Source organism: Mangrovibacter phragmitis, assembly GCF_001655675.1.
In the GTDB taxonomy this organism is placed as follows: Bacteria; Pseudomonadota; Gammaproteobacteria; order Enterobacterales; family Enterobacteriaceae; genus Mangrovibacter; species Mangrovibacter phragmitis.
The window spans coordinates 229,816-249,912 of record NZ_LYRP01000043.1 but is presented as its reverse complement, the minus strand read 5'-3'; the positions used below and the strand labels follow the sequence as shown (position 1 = coordinate 249,912).

Annotated in this window: 17 protein-coding genes and 1 other annotated feature; of the genes, 11 read left to right on the top strand and 6 right to left on the bottom strand. The window is 51.4% G+C overall.

The features are described 5' to 3' along the window. Positions 1–65: 65 nt before the first annotated feature. Together A9B99_RS18785 and A9B99_RS18780 are read right to left on the bottom strand one after the other, a co-directional pair. Positions 66–557, bottom strand: a complete 492-nt coding sequence (locus tag A9B99_RS18785) for a CS1 type fimbrial major subunit (RefSeq protein ID WP_064600168.1) — start codon at positions 555–557, stop codon at positions 66–68. Between the two features lie 23 nt (positions 558–580). Then, positions 581–1,282, bottom strand: a complete 702-nt coding sequence (locus A9B99_RS18780) for a hypothetical protein (protein WP_156519098.1) — start codon at positions 1,280–1,282, stop codon at positions 581–583. A gap of 393 nt (positions 1,283–1,675) precedes the next feature. Here A9B99_RS18780 and sbcB point away from each other — a divergent pair, with 393 nt between their 5' ends. Beyond that, positions 1,676–3,100 (top strand): exodeoxyribonuclease I, encoded by a 1,425-nt coding sequence (gene sbcB / locus A9B99_RS18775; protein ID WP_064600163.1) that lies wholly within the window; start codon positions 1,676–1,678, stop codon positions 3,098–3,100. A gap of 88 nt (positions 3,101–3,188) precedes the next feature. Here the strand turns inward: sbcB and A9B99_RS18770 are convergent, their stop codons facing one another. Both A9B99_RS18770 and A9B99_RS18765 read right to left on the bottom strand, forming a co-directional pair. Next, a complete protein-coding gene (locus A9B99_RS18770; RefSeq protein ID WP_064600160.1) occupies positions 3,189–4,538 on the bottom strand; it encodes an APC family permease in 1,350 nt (449 codons plus the stop codon). A 359-nt stretch (positions 4,539–4,897) separates the two neighbouring features. Next, positions 4,898–5,722 carry an SDR family oxidoreductase gene (locus tag A9B99_RS18765; RefSeq protein ID WP_064600158.1) on the bottom strand — a complete coding sequence of 275 codons (825 nt, stop codon included), beginning with the start codon at positions 5,720–5,722 and terminating at the stop codon, positions 4,898–4,900. 341 nt (positions 5,723–6,063) lie between these two features. Between A9B99_RS18765 and hisL the strand changes: the two genes are divergently transcribed. The 10 genes from hisL (at position 6,064) to A9B99_RS18715 (ending at position 16,277) form a co-directional block, all read left to right on the top strand. Continuing rightward, complete coding sequence (gene hisL / locus A9B99_RS23950; protein WP_110025554.1) at positions 6,064–6,114, top strand: his operon leader peptide; 51 nt, start codon at positions 6,064–6,066, stop codon at positions 6,112–6,114. Beyond that, positions 6,090–6,214: a sequence feature (His leader region), on the top strand. Its footprint overlaps the gene before it by 25 nt. A 45-nt stretch (positions 6,215–6,259) precedes the next feature. Continuing rightward, complete coding sequence (gene hisG, locus A9B99_RS18760) at positions 6,260–7,159, top strand: ATP phosphoribosyltransferase (protein WP_064600154.1); 900 nt, start codon at positions 6,260–6,262, stop codon at positions 7,157–7,159. A gap of 5 nt (positions 7,160–7,164) precedes the next feature. Continuing rightward, positions 7,165–8,481 carry a histidinol dehydrogenase gene (gene hisD, locus A9B99_RS18755; RefSeq protein ID WP_064600297.1) on the top strand — a complete coding sequence of 439 codons (1,317 nt, stop codon included), beginning with the start codon at positions 7,165–7,167 and terminating at the stop codon, positions 8,479–8,481. Positions 8,482–8,491: 10 nt separating this feature from the next. Then, the gene (gene hisC, locus A9B99_RS18750) at positions 8,492–9,577 is read left to right on the top strand and encodes a histidinol-phosphate transaminase (RefSeq protein WP_064600150.1); all 1,086 of its coding nucleotides are present in this window, start codon (positions 8,492–8,494) and stop codon (positions 9,575–9,577) included. A gap of 2 nt (positions 9,578–9,579) precedes the next feature. Next, a complete protein-coding gene (gene hisB, locus A9B99_RS18745) occupies positions 9,580–10,647 on the top strand; it encodes a bifunctional histidinol-phosphatase/imidazoleglycerol-phosphate dehydratase HisB (protein WP_064600147.1) in 1,068 nt (355 codons plus the stop codon). Then, positions 10,647–11,237 carry an imidazole glycerol phosphate synthase subunit HisH gene (hisH, locus tag A9B99_RS18740; RefSeq protein WP_036107980.1) on the top strand — a complete coding sequence of 197 codons (591 nt, stop codon included), beginning with the start codon at positions 10,647–10,649 and terminating at the stop codon, positions 11,235–11,237. Before hisB ends, hisH begins: the two co-directional genes overlap by 1 nt. 5 nt (positions 11,238–11,242) lie before the next feature. Further along, positions 11,243–11,980, top strand: a complete 738-nt coding sequence (hisA, locus tag A9B99_RS18735) for a 1-(5-phosphoribosyl)-5-[(5-phosphoribosylamino)methylideneamino]imidazole-4-carboxamide isomerase (protein ID WP_064600144.1) — start codon at positions 11,243–11,245, stop codon at positions 11,978–11,980. Next, positions 11,962–12,738 carry an imidazole glycerol phosphate synthase subunit HisF gene (hisF, locus tag A9B99_RS18730; protein WP_064600142.1) on the top strand — a complete coding sequence of 259 codons (777 nt, stop codon included), beginning with the start codon at positions 11,962–11,964 and terminating at the stop codon, positions 12,736–12,738. The genes hisA and hisF overlap by 19 nt, the downstream gene beginning before the upstream one ends. Then, on the top strand, positions 12,732–13,343 hold the full coding sequence (hisIE, locus tag A9B99_RS18725) for a bifunctional phosphoribosyl-AMP cyclohydrolase/phosphoribosyl-ATP diphosphatase HisIE (protein ID WP_036107974.1): 612 nt from the start codon (positions 12,732–12,734) through the stop codon (positions 13,341–13,343). The genes hisF and hisIE overlap by 7 nt, the downstream gene beginning before the upstream one ends. A gap of 933 nt (positions 13,344–14,276) precedes the next feature. Continuing rightward, positions 14,277–16,277, top strand: coding sequence for a methyl-accepting chemotaxis protein (locus A9B99_RS18715; RefSeq protein ID WP_064600138.1), 2,001 nt, complete (start codon positions 14,277–14,279; stop codon positions 16,275–16,277). Between the two features lie 125 nt (positions 16,278–16,402). Here A9B99_RS18715 and A9B99_RS18710 read toward each other — a convergent pair whose 3' ends face one another. Together A9B99_RS18710 and rutR are read right to left on the bottom strand one after the other, a co-directional pair. Beyond that, on the bottom strand, positions 16,403–19,009 hold the full coding sequence (locus A9B99_RS18710; protein ID WP_064600135.1) for a bifunctional diguanylate cyclase/phosphodiesterase: 2,607 nt from the start codon (positions 19,007–19,009) through the stop codon (positions 16,403–16,405). Positions 19,010–19,412: 403 nt separating this feature from the next. Continuing rightward, positions 19,413–20,051 (bottom strand): HTH-type transcriptional regulator RutR, encoded by a 639-nt coding sequence (rutR, locus tag A9B99_RS18705; RefSeq protein ID WP_064600133.1) that lies wholly within the window; start codon positions 20,049–20,051, stop codon positions 19,413–19,415. Positions 20,052–20,097: the final 46 nt, after the last annotated feature.

Sequence of the window (20,097 nt, the reverse complement as noted above, 5' to 3'; positions counted from 1 at the left end):
ATGCAGCTATAAATATTCTTGCGGCATGAGAACCATGCCGCGTTGTGTCTCAAAACAGGAGGGTATCAGTCTGCGGACAGCGTCATGTACATGCTGACCAGACCGTTATAGTGGCCGCTCGTCAATGAGCCTGAGGATGCCTGTGAAATAACTAATGGCAGAGGCATCGACCCAGTACTGCTGTCTCCGCCAGGATATAAATCAGTTGTATTAAATACGGTGTCGGATGTAGACAGTGTTTTGTTCCCAAGGGTGACAGACAGAGGAACAGATGCATTACTTTCCGCTGCCGTTAGTTCCGGGCTGGCAACCAGACGCACAATGACATTACTTTCCGGGGCATTACTGAATAGCCTGGTTTGTAATGTATGAGGCGATAAACCCAGCCCAGGCATATGTTGCATTGCTACGGTGGTTGGTAATGCGCTTCCATCAGCCAGCGTCATTTCAAGGTTGGCATCTACCGCAGCCGTTACCGTAATGTCTTTTTGTAAAGCGCTGGCACTAAATGCAACCGCCAGCGTGCATGCTAAAGAGGTGACTAAAAGCTTTTTCATTTCTTGATTTCCTTATGGGTTAATTATTTAACAAAGACAACTTCTTTTTTATTTATCCAGTCATAGACTGTGAATTTTGTTTTATTTCCTGTGACCACATCATTTTCTATAACCCATTGCTGGTCAGGGTAGAGAGTGCGTTTTATTTCATGAGACTGGCATTTCGTTAATTCACTGTTACAGCTTTCAATTTTACGAAAAATAATTCGCTGAGTACCTTTATTGCTAATTCTCTTTAAGGGCCGGTTAAAATCAAAAGCAATGCTGGGTTGACGAGGTGGCACATTAACCACAACGCCCCAAATAATGTTCATACCAAAGCCAGCTGACAGAGCATGACTGCTTGCCAGAGGAAAGCCCTCCGCTGAAACGGATTCAACCATCACGCGATACACAGTTTCTTTTTCCGGTGGTTTCATGCTGATCAACCGGAGCGTACGTTGACTATTTGCAGGGATAATTAGTTTCTGAGGCGTCAACATTAGCCCGCTATTATCCCAAATAACTGCATCCTGCTCATATTCACTCGCAGTTGCAGGGGACATGACTTGTTTAAGTGATGCACGAATATAAGCTGTATCACTCCCTGTTGATCTGACTTTAATAATGGCATTCCCTTTAGCATCGAGTTCAGCACGCATTGGCTCAACCTGGATACTTGCGCTTGAGGCCATACTAAATAAACACCCCAGCACAATCAACAGACTATATTCAACCTTTTTCACTACCAACCTCTCTGAATCATTATCCTTATAATTTAATAACGACCATGCACAACCAAACCCCAAACACTCATTACCAAAAAACATAAACAAGAGATAATAAAAAACATAAATAAAAATTATTTTCGCCGGAAATTATAGCCACCAAAAACATTCAATCCATTTATTTTTCGCGTGAAAATTCTCATTAGTTACGCCAAACGAAAATAATTAACAAGTTAATTAAATGTTTGTCTTTTTATTTATTAATGGAGTAAAGAAAATGGCAATTGCGTGCCATTATTCTGAACAACACTTCCTGAAGCAACTTCCCCACCAGATAAGGGTGGTGATTACATGCCGAACTCGCCATAATTACTGGTTAATTGTATTGACCGAAGATGGACACTACCTGCAATGACTGACGCCGCTCAACCAACCTTCCTGTTTCATGATTACGAAACCTTCGGCACGCACCCGGCGCTGGACAAGCCAGCGCAGTTCGCAGCAATACGCACAGACAGCGATTTCAACCCCATTGGTGAACCGGAAGTGTTCTTCTGCCAGCCAGCGGATGACTACCTGCCTCAACCCGGAGCAGTAATGGTTACCGGGATTACACCACAGCAGGCGCGGGAACAAGGTGAAAACGAAGCGCAATTCGCCCGGCGTATTCACGATATTTTCACCGTGCCAAAGACCTGTATTGTGGGCTACAACAATGTACGTTTTGATGATGAAGTCACCCGTAATATTTTCTACCGTAATTTTTATGACCCGTATGCCTGGAGCTGGCAAAACGGCAATTCACGCTGGGATTTGCTGGATGTGATGCGCGCCTGTTATGCCCTGCGCCCGGAAGGCATCAACTGGCCAGAGAATGAAGATGGGCTGCCCAGTTTCCGCCTGGAGCACCTGACTGTCGCCAATGGTATTGAACACAGTAATGCGCACGATGCCATGGCTGATGTCTGGGCAACTATCGCCATGGCACAACTGGTGAAAAAACATCAGCCACGGCTGTTTGATTACCTGTGGCAGTACCGCAGCAAGCAAAAGCTGATGACGCTGATTGATATTCCGAAAATGGCCCCTCTGGTGCATGTTTCCGGCATGTTTGGTGCCAGCCGGGGTAATACCAGTTGGGTGGCGCCACTGGCATGGCACCCGGATAACCGCAACGCCGTAATTATGGTGGACCTGGCCGCGGATGTTTCGCCACTGCTGGAACTGGATGCCGATACCCTGCGTGAGAGGTTATATACGCCGAAAGCAGAACTGGGCGATAACCTGCCCGTGCCAGTTAAACTGGTACACCTGAATAAATGCCCGGTACTGGCGCAGGCGCGTACATTACGCCCGGAAGATGCACAACGGCTGAATATTGACCGGGAGTTGTGCCTGGCAAACCTGCGCCTGCTTCAGGCCAACCCGGACGTGCGGGAGAAAGTGGTGTTATTGTTTGCCGGAGCGGAGCCCTTTACTCCGCCAGAAAATGTTGATGCCCAACTCTACAACGGCTTTTTCAGTGATGCCGACCGTAATGGCATGAAGATTATTCAGGAAACCGAGCCGAAAAATTTACCGGCGCTGGATATTACTTTTGGCGACCCAAGAATTGAAAAACTGTTGTTTAACTACCGCGCGCGCAACTTCCCCGGCACACTGGATGAAGCCGAACAACAGCGCTGGCTGGCACATCGCCGCGAGGTATTCTCCCCAGAAAACCTGGAGAATTATGCCAGTGAGCTGGCGCAACTCTGGCAACAGTACGAAGGCCAGACAGACAAACAGCAACTGCTGAAAGCACTCTACCAATATGTGCAGGAACTGGTGAACTGATAGTTCAGGCAGGGCAACTCGTAAACAATAACGGCCCCAGAGCAACAATTCTGGGGCCGTTTATTATTACAGTTGAGTCAGGTTAATCTCAGGCAATATCTTCGTATTGCGGCACTGGATTACGGAAGACACGGGTCACGCAGGCCAGATAAACCAGACCGGCTGCCGCCCAAATCAGGCCGAGGATCATAGAGCTTTCTTCCAGATTTACCCACAGCGCCCCAACAGTAAGCGCACCCAGTACAGGCAGAACCAGGTACTGGAAGTGGTCTTTCAGTGTCTTGTTGCGTTTTTCACGGATCCAGAACTGTGAAATAACCGACAGGTTAACAAAGGTAAACGCCACCAGCGCACCAAAGTTAATTAACGCGGTTGCGGTTTCCAGATCGAATTTAATCGCTAAAAGTGCAATGGCGCCCACTAACAGGACGTTCATTGCCGGTGTACGCCATACCGGGTGAAGGTAACCGAAGAAGCGCGAAGGGAATGCGCCATCACGCCCCATCACATACATCAGGCGAGAAACCCCGGCATGCGCGGCCATTCCCGATGCCAGTACGGTCACCGTAGAGAACACAACCACACCAAACTGGAAGCCTTTACCAGCAACTGCCAGCATAATATCTGGCTGTGTCGCCTCTTCAGCGATACGCGGGAACCACAGCTGCAGGAAGTAAGACACCACGATAAACACCACACCGCCAATCAGCGCAGTCAGAAAAATCGCTTTCGGAATGACGCGGTCAGCATCTTTGGTTTCTTCAGACAGTGAACTGATACCGTCGAAGCCCAGGAAAGAGAAGCACAGAATCGTGGCGCCGGTAATCATGGGCACTACGTGCGCATTGCTATTCCAGAAAGGCTGGCTACTTGCCAGTGTACCTGCCCCCTGGCCGTGGAATACACCATAAATTAATACCCCGGTGATTACCGCCATCAGCGACAGTTGGAGCGTGACAATCACAGTATTAAAGTTAGCGACAGCCTTAATACTGCGCAGGTTGGATATCGTCATAAAACCGACCAACAGCACAACAAAAATCCAGGAAGGAATACTGGGCACCAGCGCTTCAAAATAGATCTTCGCCAGCAGGATGTTGATCATCGGCATAAACAGATAATCCAGCAGTGAAGACCAGCCCACCATGAACCCAACCACCGGGCTGATAGACTTTTGCGCATAGGTATAGGCACTGCCCGCAGATGGGAAGCGGCGCACCAGTTTGCCATAGCTCAGCGCAGTAAACAGAATAGCAATTAATGCAAAGGCATAAGCCGTGGCGACGTGACCATCGGTTTTCGCCGATACGATACCAAACGTATCAAACAGGGTCATAGGCTGCATATACGCCAGACCCATCATAATTACAGGGATCAGGGTAAGCGTTTTACGCAAGCCCACACGAGGGGTTGCACCTGGAGTGACGTTATGCGACATGAGCGTTACCTCTTACGGCGTGAACCATCGCAAAAGCAATAAATTGCCCCATATTGGTATCCTTGAGCGACACGACGGTCGAAATCTGAAAGTGACTATCTATCCGGAACGAAGCCCGGCCTCTTATTTAAACGGAGTGTTTTTTTATGCAAAAAATAACCGACGTGAAAGAAACGTCGGTTAATCATCTTTTTACAGGGCGCGTATTCTGCACATTGCGGAGTGTAAAATCAAGCTGACCAGGTACTGATATGAATGAAAGCGCACATTCAGTTCAGGGATGTGTTTCTCGGGTTACAGCCCCGCTGCCAATACAACTGTAACACAATGATAATAAATGGCTTTAAAAGCTCTTAAGATTACTCTACCGGCATAACAAACGGGTCCGGCCAGAGGTATTCAAACCCCAGTTCATTGCAAATCCGGTTTCCGTCTACTTTCTTGCCACCAGGTTGCCCCGGTTCATCAGTAAATACCGGCCCGGCCACACCCAGCTTTTCAGTCATCATGGGGTAATACTCGCGTTTGGTTGGGTGCGAGGGTGCGCAGAGGTTATAGATATGCCCACCTTTAGGGGCCTGCAATAACAGGCTGATTGCCGCCACCACATCTTCCAGATGCACCAGATTTACCACATTGTTGCCACCTGATACCGTTTTCCCGGCCAGAAAACGACCTGGGTGACGTTGTGGCCCCACCAGGCCTGCGAGGCGTAAGATGTCCACCGAAGTCCCGGGCAAATTATGCAACCAGCGTTCAAGCTCCTGTAACGCCTTGCCACTTGCCGTAGACGGGTTTAACGGCGTGCTTTCTTTAACACTGCCATCAACTTCACCGTATACCGAAGTTGAGCTGGTTAACAAAATACGGGGTACATGGCGCGCCAGAGCACTGTCTACCAGTTCCTGGACTGCCCTGAGGTAGAAATTATCCCCCGTTCCTGTTCGCCGGGCTGGTAACGTAATGACCAGCGCATCGACATCCAGTAATTCATCCAGCGCATCGTTATCGCAGGTTAATTCAGGCTCAAGTTGGAGTTTGCAGCAACTGACACCACACATGCGCGCTGCTTCCACGCCATCCTGTGATGTTTTACTGCCCTTCACTTCCCACCCTTGCGCCATAAGTGACAATGCCAAAGGCATTCCCAGCCAGCCCAGACCAACAATGGCGACCTTTTTCATGCCTGCTCTCCTTAACGGTGTTCACATCTTAGGTATTAATCAGGGTTTTCCTGATAAGCCCACCAGCTTGTTGTGCAATGTTACCACTTAGCCAGTTACCCGGCTCATATTGCTTAACTCCCCTGCCAGCTTAATCCTGCCCGTTGGCTTAATCCTGCCCGTTGGCTTAATCCTGCCCGTTGGCTTAATCATAGTACTACGCTACGCCTGTCTCCGGTTACCAACAATGTCAGGATGAAAATGAAAGTTCTTAATCTTGTAAAAAAAGGGCTTGCGTTCAGCCCTTAACCTGGTTTACGGTAAGAACCACTTAATGAATAGTCATTCATACAGAGAATTTTATGAAAAGCGTTCAATTTAAACACCACCATCATCACCATCATCCTGACTAGTCTTTCAGGCGATGTGTGCTGGAAGACATTCAGATCTTCCAGTGGTGCATGAACGCAATGAAAAGCCCCCGGAAGGTCGCACTTCCGGGGGCTTTTTTATTACGTTTTTCGGGCAGAGTTAAACAGGTTAAGAGGTAACAACATAATGTTAGATAATTCACGTTTACGCATAGCTATTCAAAAATCAGGCCGTTTAAGTGATGATTCACGCGAACTGCTCGCCCGTTGCGGCATTAAAGTGAATCTGCACACACAACGCCTGATAGCGCTGGCTGAGAATATGCCTGTCGATATTCTGCGTGTACGCGATGACGATATCCCGGGCCTGATTATGGATGGCGTTGTTGACCTGGGGATTATTGGTGAGAATGTGCTGGAAGAAGAACTGCTGACTCGCCGGGCACAAGGTGAAGACCCACGTTACTTCACACTGCGCCGCCTCGATTTCGGTGGTTGCCGCCTCTCACTGGCCCTGCCGGTTGATGAAGCCTGGGATGGCCCGGCTGCCCTGAATAACAAACGTATCGCCACGTCTTATCCTCACCTGCTCAAACGTTATCTCGACCAAAAAAACATTCAGTTCAAATCCTGTTTACTGAATGGTTCCGTTGAAGTTGCTCCGCGAGCCGGCCTTGCTGATGCGATTTGTGACCTCGTGTCTACCGGGGCGACGCTTGAAGCAAACGGCCTGCGTGAAGTGGAAGTGATTTACCGCTCCAAAGCCTGCCTGATTCAGCGTGATGGCGAAATGGACAGCGCCAAACAACAGTTAATTGACCGCCTGATGACCCGTATTCAGGGTGTGATTCAGGCTCGTGAATCCAAGTACATCATGATGCATGCGCCAAGCGACCGTCTGGAAGAAGTGATTGCCCTGCTGCCAGGTGCTGAGCGCCCCACCATTCTGCCGCTGGCTGGTGACAAACAACGTGTTGCTATGCACATGGTCAGCAGCGAAACCCTGTTCTGGGAAACCATGGAAAAACTGAAAGTGCTGGGTGCCAGCTCCATTCTCGTCCTGCCCATTGAAAAAATGATGGAGTAATGACCATGAGCCGCTTCGATACCCTGATTGACTGGAATACGTGCGATGCTGAACAACAGCGCGCACTGTTGATGCGCCCGGCAATTTCTGCCTCTGACAGCATCACCCGCACCGTGAGCGAAATCCTCGATAACGTCAAAAATCGTGGTGATGAAGCCTTGCGCGAATACAGCGCCCGCTTTGACAAAACCGCCGTCAGTGAATTACGCGTCAGCGAAGCTGAGATTGATGCTGCAGTGGCACGCCTGGGCGATGACGTTAAACAGGCAATGGCTGTAGCGGTCAAAAACATTGAAACCTTCCACCGTGCCCAGCAACTGGCAACGGTAGATATCGAAACATTGCCAGGCGTGCGTTGCCAGCAAGTCACCCGCCCGGTTGCGGCGGTTGGCCTCTACATTCCTGGTGGTTCAGCGCCCCTGTTTTCAACAGTATTAATGCTGGCAACCCCGGCACGTATTGCCGGTTGCCGCCGTGTGGTGTTGTGTTCCCCGCCGCCAATTGCTGATGAAATACTCTATGCTGCGCGCCTGTGTGGGGTGAAAGAAGTCTTCCAGGCCGGTGGGGCGCAGGCCATTGCCGCGCTGGCATTCGGTACCGAAACTGTGCCTGCGGTGGATAAAATTTTTGGCCCGGGCAACGCGTTTGTTACCGAAGCCAAACGCCAGGTCAGCCAACGGCTTGATGGTGCAGCCATTGATATGCCTGCCGGGCCTTCAGAAGTGCTGGTGATTGCCGACAGCGGCGCCAACCCGGATTTTGTTGCCTCTGACCTGCTTTCTCAGGCAGAACACGGCCCGGATTCACAAGTCATTTTGCTGACACCCGACCGTGATATCGCAAGCCGTGTGGCGCAAGCGGTTGAGCGCCAGTTGGCTGAATTGCCGCGGGCAGAAACTGCACGCCAGGCGTTGTCTGCAAGCCGCCTGATTGTAGCGCGCGACCTTGCCCAGTGCGTGGAAATATCCAATTTATATGGCCCGGAACATTTAATTATTCAAACCCGCGAAGCACGCAGCCTGGTTAATGACATCACCAGCGCCGGTTCAGTATTCCTGGGCGACTGGTCACCAGAATCTGCCGGCGATTATGCATCCGGAACCAACCATGTGTTGCCCACATACGGTTATACCGCCACCTGCTCAAGCCTTGGCCTGGCAGATTTTCAAAAACGTATGACAGTGCAGGAACTGTCGCCGCAAGGGTTTGCCAGCCTGGCGCAAGCCATTGAAACGCTTGCCGCAGCGGAACAATTAACCGCACACAAAAATGCCGTGACATTGCGTGTTGCCGCACTGGCGCAAAACAACAAACAGGGTTGAGGGAAACACAATGAGCAGCAAGTCTATTGAAGCACTGGCACGCGAAAATGTTCGCCAGTTAACACCTTACCAGTCAGCCCGCCGCTTAGGCGGCAAAGGTGATGTCTGGCTGAATGCCAACGAATACCCTACAGCGGTACCTTTCGAACTGACTCAGCAAACCCTGAACCGTTACCCGGAATGCCAGCCTGAAGCGGTTATCACCCGCTATGCCGCTTACGCCGGACTGAATAAAGACCAGGTTCTGGTTAACCGCGGAGCCGATGAAGGTATTGAACTGGTGGTGCGGGCATTTTGTGAACCCGGCCAGGACGCCATTATGATTTGCCCACCCACCTATGGCATGTACAGTGTGAGTGCGGAAACCATTGGTGTGGAGTGCCGCAAAGTTCCGGCCCTCGCCAACTGGCAGCTTGACCTGCCCGCCATGCAGGCACAACTGGATGGCGTGAAAGTTGTGTTTGTGTGCAGCCCGAACAACCCGACCGGCCAGGTGATTAACCCGGAAGACCTGAAATCGCTGCTGGAAATGACCCGTGACCGCGCCATTGTGGTTGCCGATGAAGCCTATATTGAGTTTTGCCCACAAGCCACACTGACCTCCTGGTTAAAGGATTACCCACACCTGGTTGTGCTGCGCACTCTGTCAAAAGCGTTTGCTCTGGCCGGGTTACGCTGCGGCTTTACGCTCGCCAACAAACCGGTTATCGACCTGCTGCTAAAAGTTATTGCGCCTTATCCTCTGAGCACGCCGGTTGCTGATATTGCAGCCCAGGCATTAAGTGAAGCGGGTTTAACCGCCATGCGTGGCCGGGTGGCAGAAATTTTACGCAACCGGCGCGAACTGGTCAGTGCATTGCAGGCGCTGCCTGGCGTGGAACAGGTCTACCCTTCTGACACAAACTATGTGTTATTCAAGTTAAGTGAGTGCAGTGTTGTCTTTAAATCCCTGTGGGATCAAGGCATTATTTTACGTGACCAGAGTAAACAACCTGGTCTTGGCGGTTGCCTGCGCATCACCATTGGCACTGAAGCAGAATGCCAGCGTGTTGTGGCCGCACTGTACGCATTGTCAGCCAGCATCACAGCGGAGTAAGTATGAGCCAGAAGTATCTTTTTATTGACCGGGACGGCACCCTGATTACCGAACCGCCGGAAGATTTCCAGGTGGACAGCTATGCCAAACTCGCCTTTGAACCCGGCGTTATTCCCGCGCTGCTGCAACTGCAAAAAGCGGGCTGGCAGTTAGTGATGGTCACCAACCAGGATGGCCTTGGTACCAGCAGCTACCCACAGGCAGACTTCGATGGCCCGCACAACCTGATGATGCAGGTTCTCAGCTCACAGGGTGTGAATTTCGAAGAAGTTCTTATCTGCCCTCATTTCCAGCAGGACAACTGCGCCTGCCGTAAACCCAAAACCGGCCTGGTCGAAAAATACCTGGCTCGCGGGGTAATGGATGCCGCCAATAGCTATGTGATTGGTGACCGCGCAACCGATATCGCACTGGCGAACAATATGGGTATTCAGGGGCTGCAATATGCGCCAGATAACCTCAACTGGGCCGATATCTGCACCAAACTTACCCAGCGCGACCGCTACGCGCGGGTTGAGCGTAATACCCGGGAAACCCAAATTGACGTACAAGTGTGGCTGGACCGCGAAGGTGAAAGCACCATTAACACTGGCGTGGGTTTCTTCGACCATATGCTGGACCAGATTGCCACCCACGGCGGGTTCCGTTTATCCGTTAAAGTCCATGGCGACCTGCACATTGACGACCACCACACCGTTGAAGATACCGGCCTGGCCTTAGGTGAAGCACTGCGTGTGGCACTGGGCGACAAACGTGGTATTGCGCGCTTTGGTTTCGTGCTGCCCATGGATGAATGCCTGGCGCGCTGCGCAATGGATATCTCCGGTCGCCCGCACCTGGAATATAAAGCTGAGTTCAATTATCAGCGCGTGGGCGACCTGAGCACCGAGATGGTCGAGCACTTCTTCCGTTCGCTCTCTTATACCATGGGCGTGACACTGCACCTGAAAACCAAAGGTAAAAATGATCACCACCGCGTTGAAAGCCTGTTCAAAGCCTTTGGCCGCACACTGCGCCAGGCCATTCGCGTGGAAGGGGATGCACTGCCTTCGTCAAAAGGAGTGTTGTAATGAATGTCGTCATTATTGATACCGGGTGTGCCAACCTGTCGTCTGTACGCTCTGCGGTACAACGCCTGGGTTATGAGCCAGCCATCAGTAAAGATGCAGATGTTATCCGCCAGGCGGATAAACTGATCCTGCCCGGCGTGGGCACGGCTCAGGCTGCCATGGATCAGTTACGTGAACGCGACCTGGTGGAACTGGTGAAAACCGCCACTCAACCCTTGCTGGGGGTTTGCCTGGGTATGCAGCTACTCGGTACCGCCAGTGATGAAAATAACGGCGTGGAAACCCTGGGGCTGGTTGACCAGCCGGTACTTAAAATGAAGGATGCTGGCTTGCCCTTGCCTCACATGGGCTGGAACAAGGTTTACCCTAAAGCCGGTGACCGTCTGTTTCGTGGCATCGAACCGGGTGCCTGGTTTTATTTTGTTCACAGTTATGCGATGCCCGTATGCGCCAACACCATTGCACAATGCAGTTACGGCGAAGCCTTCACCGCCGCCGTGCAAAAAGACAACTTCTTCGGCGTGCAGTTTCACCCCGAACGTTCTGGTTCCGCCGGTGCGCAGTTGCTGAAAAACTTTCTGGAGATGTAAGCGAGATGATTATTCCCGCACTGGATTTAATTGATGGCAAAGTGGTTCGCCTGCATCAGGGCGATTACGGGCAGCAGCGCGACTACGGCAGCGATCCACTGCCCCGCCTGCAGGCTTACGCGGGTATGGGTGCGCAAGTGTTGCACCTGGTTGATTTAACCGGCGCGAAAGACCCGGCAAAACGCCAGATTCCTTTACTGCAAAACCTGCTGGCAGGTGTTGATGTTCCGGTTCAGGTTGGTGGTGGTGTGCGCAGCGAAGACGACGTAGCCGCCCTGCTGGACGCTGGCGCAACCCGGGTAGTGGTAGGCTCAACCGCCGTAAAATCCCCAGAAACGGTTGAGCAATGGTTCACTAAATTCGGCGCTGATGCGCTGGTGCTGGCTCTGGATGTGCGCATTGACGGCCAGGGTAACAAGCAGGTTGCGGTCAGTGGCTGGCAGGAAACCACCGGCCAGTCTCTGGAGAATGTTGTCGAGCGCTTTCTGCCTTTTGGCCTGAAACATGTACTGTGCACTGATATTTCCCGTGACGGTACCCTGGCAGGTTCTAATGTCGGCCTGTACCGTGATGTGTGCGCACATTACCCCCAGGTGGCCTTTCAGGCCTCTGGCGGCATTGGCGGCCTGGCAGATATCGCCGCTTTGCGCGGCAGTGGTGTGGAAGGTGTGATTGTTGGCCGCGCCCTGCTGGAAGGTAAATTTACCGTAACGGAGGCAATCGAATGCTGGCAAAACGGATAATACCCTGCCTGGACGTACGAGACGGCCAGGTTGTAAAAGGTGTGCAGTTCCGCAACCATGAAATTATTGGCGATATTGTCCCCCTGGCCCAGCGCTATGCAGCCGAAGGCGCAGATGAGCTGGTTTTTTATGATATCACCGCATCCAGTGATGGCCGTGTGGTCGATAAAAGCTGGGTAGCCAAAGTTGCAGAAGTCATCGACATTCCATTTTGTGTGGCTGGCGGCATTAAGTCGTTGGAAGACGCGGCACGGATTCTGTCGTTCGGGGCGGATAAAATTTCGATTAACTCCCCGGCACTGGCAGACCCGACGCTGATCACTCGCCTGGCAGACCGCTTTGGCGTTCAGTGTATTGTAGTAGGTGTTGACACCTGGTTTGACAGTGAAACCGGGAAATACCATGTTAACCAGTATACTGGCGATGAAAGCCGTACCCGCGTCACCCAATGGGAAACGCTTGACTGGGTGCAGGAAGTGCAACAACGCGGTGCCGGCGAAATAGTCCTGAATATGATGAATCAGGATGGTGTGCGTAATGGCTATGACCTGGTTCAGTTGAAAAAAGTGCGTGAGGTCTGCCATGTTCCGCTGATTGCTTCTGGCGGTGCTGGCACAATGGAACATTTCCTCGAGGCATTTCGTGACGCTAACGTGGATGGTGCGCTCGCCGCCTCCGTGTTTCATAAGCAGTTAATCAATATTGGTGAACTGAAAGCGTATCTGGCGCAGCAAGGTGTGGAGATTCGAGTGTGTTAACAGAACAACAACGTGCGCAACTGGACTGGGAAAAAACCGATGGCCTGTTACCGGTTATCGTGCAGCACGCCGTATCCGGTGAAGTCCTGATGCTGGGTTATATGAATCAGGAAGCTCTGGCGCAAACAGAGCAAAATGGCAAAGTGACTTTCTGGTCACGCACCAAACAACGGTTGTGGACCAAAGGCGAAACCTCCGGCCATTTTCTCAATGTGGTCAGTATTACCGCTGACTGCGACAACGACACCCTGCTGGTAATGGCTAACCCCATTGGCCCCACCTGCCACAAAGGGACTTCCAGTTGTTTTGGTGATACCCACCATCAGTGGCATTTCCTGTACGAACTGGAAAGCCTGCTGGCAGAGCGCAAACACGCGGACCCGGCCAGTTCTTACACGGCAAAACTTTATGCCAGCGGCACCAAACGCATTGCCCAGAAAGTGGGTGAAGAAGGTGTGGAAACCGCACTGGCCGCCACCGTGCATGATAAACATGAACTGACGAATGAGGCATCTGACCTGATGTACCATTTACTGGTTCTGTTGCAGGATCAGGAACTGGATTTAGGCACGGTGATTGATAACCTGAAATCACGGCATAAATAATTCCTGCTGTTTTCCATGCTCCCATAAAACGCCGTAACTGCGGCGTTTTATTTGGCTTAATATACCGCGCAGCAAAAAACGTACTGAACCCAGGTGTTGGTGTTAATCATACTGTTAACAACATAATAAACACTAAAATGCGCCGCTATAATTATTCAGTGCCAGCATTTGGTATTAAAAATACGCCCCCCCTGGCAGCACACCTCCTTGCAGGTTTGCGGGAAAACTTATTATTTTTCCTGATAAACAACTATAGAAATAGCGTGTTTACCCCATTTTCTTCCTGCCTTACTCTTCCCAACATTCATGAGCGCAATTATCAGGGAAAGATCAGGTGGCGCACACATCCCAGAAGCACCAACAAATTCAGTCAGGTACGCTCAACCGGTATTTACTGCTGTTTAAACGTATCACCATTGAAACAGATATTGAGTCATTCACCGGGCAGGAGGCACTAAGCGAGTCGTTTCGTTATACAGTCCGTTTTACCTCGCCTGTAACGTATTCCACTTTATCTTTTTTGCGGGGACTGAAAATGGCAATATGCCTGCCTCCTGGATTTTTAGTGTGTTAGCCTTCTATAGCATCATGGTGGCGATAGTTTTATTCAACGAGCTCTGGTGCCAAAGAAAATTATTCAGACAGCTTAAATTCTACTATTACTAAGCTAAGCCCAAAAGCCCGGTGACTCCCGGGCCACAAGCCACCCGTTATCTATAAGCCCCGAACCACTTCCATAGTAAATACTTATACCTCAAATATAACCCTCAGATTTACTGCGCCATTGCCGATAGCAGTTTCAGGATTCAATAAAAAAACCAGCATCACTACCCTGCATAACTTTCTGGCTCCCACCGGCACAGAAGCGCATTAGCCGTTTCTGGCCCCTGGCCGCTGTGCGCAAGTGTTCTATTTGAGTGTTAAGGAGTCTGTATGCGATTAATTCCGGCGCGTTTATCCGGGAAGTTGCTTTCCGGTGGTGTCATCATTCTGGCCGTCACAGTCCTGATTGTGTATTTCACCATGCAGTGGTTCGCCCAGCCACGAATCATTGATGCCAGCAACGAACTGATTCTCCAGGCGGGAAATAACCTGACCGCCAATATTGACCAGCAACTGAAAAAAATTGAAGGCCAGGCTATCAGTATGGCCCGCATGGCGGAACAACTTCCCCACCAGGATGCGCTCTACAAAGACGTATTGCCGGGAATGATAGATGCCCAGCAAAACGACACCATTGCGGGGGGCGGTATCTGGCCTGAGCCAAATGCCTTCAGCGAAGGTGAGGCCCGGCACAGCTTTTTCTGGGCACGGGGAAGTGACGGTAAGTTGACCTTTTCCAATGGCTATAACGACCCTTCCACTGCGGATTACCATAACGAAAGCTGGTACACCGCGGTGAAAAGCGCACCGGGTAACCAGTGTACCTGGTCTGAAGTATACCAGGACCCGGTCTCTGGCGTGAATATGGTTACCTGCAGTGTGCCTTACCATAATGCAGCAGGCCAGTTTGCCGGGGTCGCCACCATTGACGTCCAGCTTGATAATCTCGGTGCCTACCTGCAAAAAAGCGGTACGGTGACCGGCGGTTATACCTTTGTACTGGACGCCACCAAACAACTTATTTTTTCGCCTGCCGCACACGAAAAACAGTTGATGTCGCTGGCGCAACTGGCGGAAAAACAACCCTGGCTCGCACCGGTAAATAACGCCGTTAACCAGTTTCACAATGACACCAGTGTTACCGCCGTGACCGACCTGAAAGACCCATTACTGGGGGAACATGCGCAGGTCAGCCTGTTTCGCATGAAGGGGACTGGCTGGGTAATCGGCCTGGTCACCCCCGATGCCAGAGTATCGGGTCTGGCCGCCACCATCACTCACGGCATTTTGTTTATCCTGGTTCCCGTTCTGGCTGTGCTGATGCTGGGGTTCTGGGTAATCAGTAAAACTATTACACGCAGGCTGAATGCCACACAGCAGGCATTATACGAAATTGCTCACGGCGATGGCGACCTGACCCGTCGGCTCGACGATAACGGTGAAGATGAATTAGCGGGGATTGCACACTCCTTTAACCAGTTTGCCGATAAAATCGCCAGTGTGGTACGTAGCGCCCAAAGCACCAGCGAAATTGTCGCCCGGGGGGCGACCTCACTGGCAGACAACAACAGTGGGCTGGCGGATAAAATCGCCGGCCAGGCCGCTGCTCTGGAAGAAAGTGCGGCCGCAATGGAGCAACTGAATGCCACCGTGCGCCAGAATGCCGACAATGTGCGTATTGCCGACCAACTGGCCGAAAAAACAGCGGGTACCGCACAGCAAAATGACCAGGTAATGAAGCAGGTTATCAGCTCCATGAATAACATTCGTCAGGCTTCCGGCCGGGTGGGTGAGATCCTGCGTGTTATTGATGACATTACCTTCCAGACTAACATTCTGGCACTGAACGCCTCGGTGGAAGCCGCCCGTGCGGGGGAACAAGGGCGCGGCTTTGCCGTTGTGGCGGGAGAAGTGCGGTTACTGGCTCAACGCAGTGCCACTGCGTCTCATGAAATAAAAGCCCTGATTGATGATTCTAACAACCATGTGTTAGCTGGAAGCCAGTTTATCGATAACGCCGGAAAACAACTGGCGCAACTGGTCAATGATGTTGACCAGGTGAAAAACATTATGGCGGAAATACGTGTTGCTGGTGATGAACAAAGCAAAGGGATTGATGAAGTTACCCGGGCTGTCACTCAAATGGAACAGACCGTAGCAGAAAACCTGGCCACGATTAACCAGACAGCCCATAACACCGCACTGTTACGCCAGGAAGCACAGGAACTCGCCAGCGAAATTGCTGTATTTCGTGTGAGTGAACGGGGACCTGAATCCCCCGTTCCTCAGGTAAGGTCTGTACAGGTGTCTGCTCTGCCTGTGCCGGTCTAATCCACATGAATGGCACAAGGAAGTGCCATAAACTGTACGGCATAGCCACACACTAAATATCAAGAGGGCCAGTTACCAGGCTCCTTTATTTTTTTCCGGGCACGAAAACTCCCGGAATGTACAGATTAATTACCCTGTAAACTGGCTATCACCTGGCGTTCATCCAGCCAGGCGAGCAATGACTGCGGTGCCATTGGCCGGGCCAGCAAATACCCTTGTACTACCGGGTAACCCTGGTCACGCAGACGGTTAAACTGCTCACAGGTTTCCACCCCTTCAGCAACCACAGTCAGGTGCAGGCTTTCCCCTATGCCCATAATTGCTTTACTGAGTGAGCAGGCGATTTCATCATTTTCCAGGTCAGCCACAAAGCTGCGGTCCAGTTTCAACTCACTGAACGGTAACCGGCGCAAATAACTCAGGCTGGAATAGCCAGTACCAAAATCATCCATTGATAAGCGAACCCCCAGCGCATTGACCTCATTCAGGCATGTCACGGTATTGACGTTGCTGTCCAGTAAGACACTTTCTGTCAGTTCCAGCGTAAGGTGATGAGGCTCCAGACCATGTTTTTCGAGGATCTTCGCCACGGTATCTGGCAATGACAGGTCATGAAAGCTGGTGGAAGAGAGATTAACCGACACCGCTGGTATGGGAATGCCCTGAGTCTGCCACTCGGCGAGTTGTGCGCAGGCTGTATCCATCGCCCATATGCCTAACTCAGCAATCAACCCACACTCCTGCGCCAGAGGAATAAAACGCGAAGGCGGCACCATACCAAACTCAGGGTGATACCAGCGGGCCAGGGCTTCAACGCCATATATACTGTTATCATGTAGCGTAATTTGTGGCTGGTAATAGAGCTGCAACCCGCCTTGCTTTACTGCCTGGCGCAAAGCACTTTCCAGCCTCATACGTTCCTGCGCTGTTTGCCCCATGTCGTTGCTGAAAAATGCCCACTGTCCGCGGCCACAACTTTTGGCCTGAGACATTGCCAGGTCGGCATGCTGAATCAGCTCATCCACTGTTTTACCATCGTTCGGAAACATGGCGATACCCACAGTCGCCGTGACTGACAGCGATGTACCTGACAATTCCAGCGGCTCATGTAGCACCGCCTGTAAACGGGAGACCGCTTCCTGAACCTGGTTTTTGTCGCACTGTGGCATCACCACCAAAAATTCATCACCGGAAAGGCGGCCTGCAATGTCCGTTACACGTAATGCACATTGCAGGCGCTGCGCGACCTGTACCAGGACATCATCACCTAACTGATGGCTGTATGAGTCATTAATCTGCTTAAAGCGGTCAAGGTCAATAAAGAGCACGGCAACCGCTTCGTTACGATGTGCTGCCGCTTCGACTTCCTGGTCCAGTTTGGCCTGTAACAAACTGCGGTTTGGCAACCCGGTCAGGCTATCGTAAAACGCCAACTGACTGATACGCTGGCGCGCATGCTCACGAGTCAACGCCAGTGAACATAAGTGGGTCGAGACATCAATCAGATACTGGTGCAGCAGCGAGATGCGTTCTGTTAGCGGCTGGCGGAAATAGAAGGCAAAGGTACCAATCACTTTGCCCTGGTTGTTACAAACAGGCGTCGACCAGCAACCGATATAACCCAACGGCAAAATTTGGTCGCGAAACGGCTCCCAGCGAGGATCTGTTGCGATATCAGTAACAAGCACGGGATGATTAAACCAGGCAGCAGAGCCACAGGAACCCACGTCAGGACCAATCTGTAACCCTTCTAACTGGCGTGAGAAAGATTTTGCCATCCCGGGGCCTGCCAGAGGGAACAGGCGCCCATGGTTATCCAGTTCAAGAATGGTAGCAGTAATATCCGGGGCGATACGCTCGACTTCGTTACAAATCAACTCAAGCACATCCACCAGCGGGCGCTCCTGTACCAACGCTTCGAGCACCTGCTGCTGCAGCGTTTCATAAATCTTACTGTGTGTGACACTGTGCACCATCCACACCTGGTGCGACACTTGTCGGGTATGGGTATTGACTATCGGGTAACAAACCAGCCTCACCCAGTGCCTGTGCTGGTTTTTGTCCTGAATCAGGTATTCACCTTCCAGAGGCTCTCCGGCGCTCAGTTCACGAATAACCGCCTGGCGGGCAGACTCATCAATCCCACTCAACAACAACTCAACCGGGTTAATACCATTAAGCCCGTTAATTTCCCAACCCAGCAACTGTGTGAAGCCTTTACTGACATAACGGATATAGCCGTCACCATCACTCACCATCACTGCAGTGTGAATGACTTCAGCTACCTGGAATTGTTGGTACATCAGAGCGGGTTGTTCAAAATCGTGGCGGGTCTGGTCGGTTGCCGGGCGAACCAGCGCCAACACACTCGTTATCTTGCCGCTCATATCGGCGACAGGCACCCATGTCACATCAACCCAGATAAGACGGCCTGTTTTGTGAAACGCAATTATCACGCCTGAGCCAGAAATACCGCGCATCAAGTCCTGCCACAGCACAAGGTAGCGTGGGTGGCGGGCAAAATCAGGCAGGCAGAATTCGCTGTGGTGGCGTCCAATTACCTCCGCGGCCTGGTAGCCAAACAGATTTAATAAATTATCATTCACCTGGCGCACGCATCCATTGCCATCGAACTCAGCAATGGCAAGTACGTCATCAAGCGCTTGCAACTGGCTCAATGCTGGCGTAACACCCTGCCCATTCGACCCGGCATTGTGTGTTTTTTCGTACATGGCATCAGCCCTTTCGTCTTGAAGCAAAACCGTCCTTCATCCGGACTGTTATCATCGGTTTTTATTCACCCATTGCTGCAACCTGGATTTACGGCTCAAGAGGGATGCACCGAAAGGTATTGAAGGTATCGGCACGAACTGCTGTTACTTTAGGCAATGCGTCACAGTCCTCAGATATCCCACAGGAATAAAACTAAAGATAGCTCACATGGTTAATAACAGGGGGAAAATACACTGAAACACACACGGTGGAGTAATAACTGAATGGGGCACCGCTGAAAAAACTGATGCAACTGCGCGGTGTCTGGTTTGGAACAGGCGCAGGGTAAAACGTCGCTCTCTGTATACAGTGAAACACAGGCAGGTAAGCCCTGTTGCTACGGGCTTGCCTGCCCCCTGACCATCAACGCACCCGAATGCCTTCGGTAATCATGCGCTGGACACTTGCCACAGTCTCGGCAAAAAATTGTGGGTCTCTGAGATTTTTTCCGGTTACCGCCTCTATTTGTGTGGCGAAATCGGCATAGTGTTGGGTGGTGGCCCAAATCATAAAGACCAGGTGATGCGGGTCAACAGGAGCCAGTTTTCCACTGGCAACCCAGTCGGCAATAATCGCGGATTTTTCATCCACCAGCTGTTTTAAATCACCAGACAACTCGGCCATTAATAAAGGAGCACCCTGTAGCATTTCCAGGCAAAACAAGCGGGAGGCCTGAGGGTAATCGCGTGAGACCTCCAGCTTTCTGCGAATATAATCACCAATTGCCACCAGCGGTTCCTGGTCGGCGCTGAAGGACTTGAAAGGTGCCAGCCAGATTTCCAGAATGTCTTTAAGCACAGCCACATACAATGCTTCTTTAGACGGGTAGTAATAGAGCATATTCGTTTTGGAAACACCGGCCTGTTCTGCCACCTGGTCAAGGCTGGTGCCGTGAATACCATATTGAGAAAAAAGGGCTAACCCGGCGGCCAGAATGGCCTGCTTTTTCGCGGCGACCGCCCGGGAGCGCCGCCCTGTCGTTTTTACCGTTTCACCGGCCATATTTACTCTCCCTGCATGGATGCAGACAGCATAACAAAATCCGCTT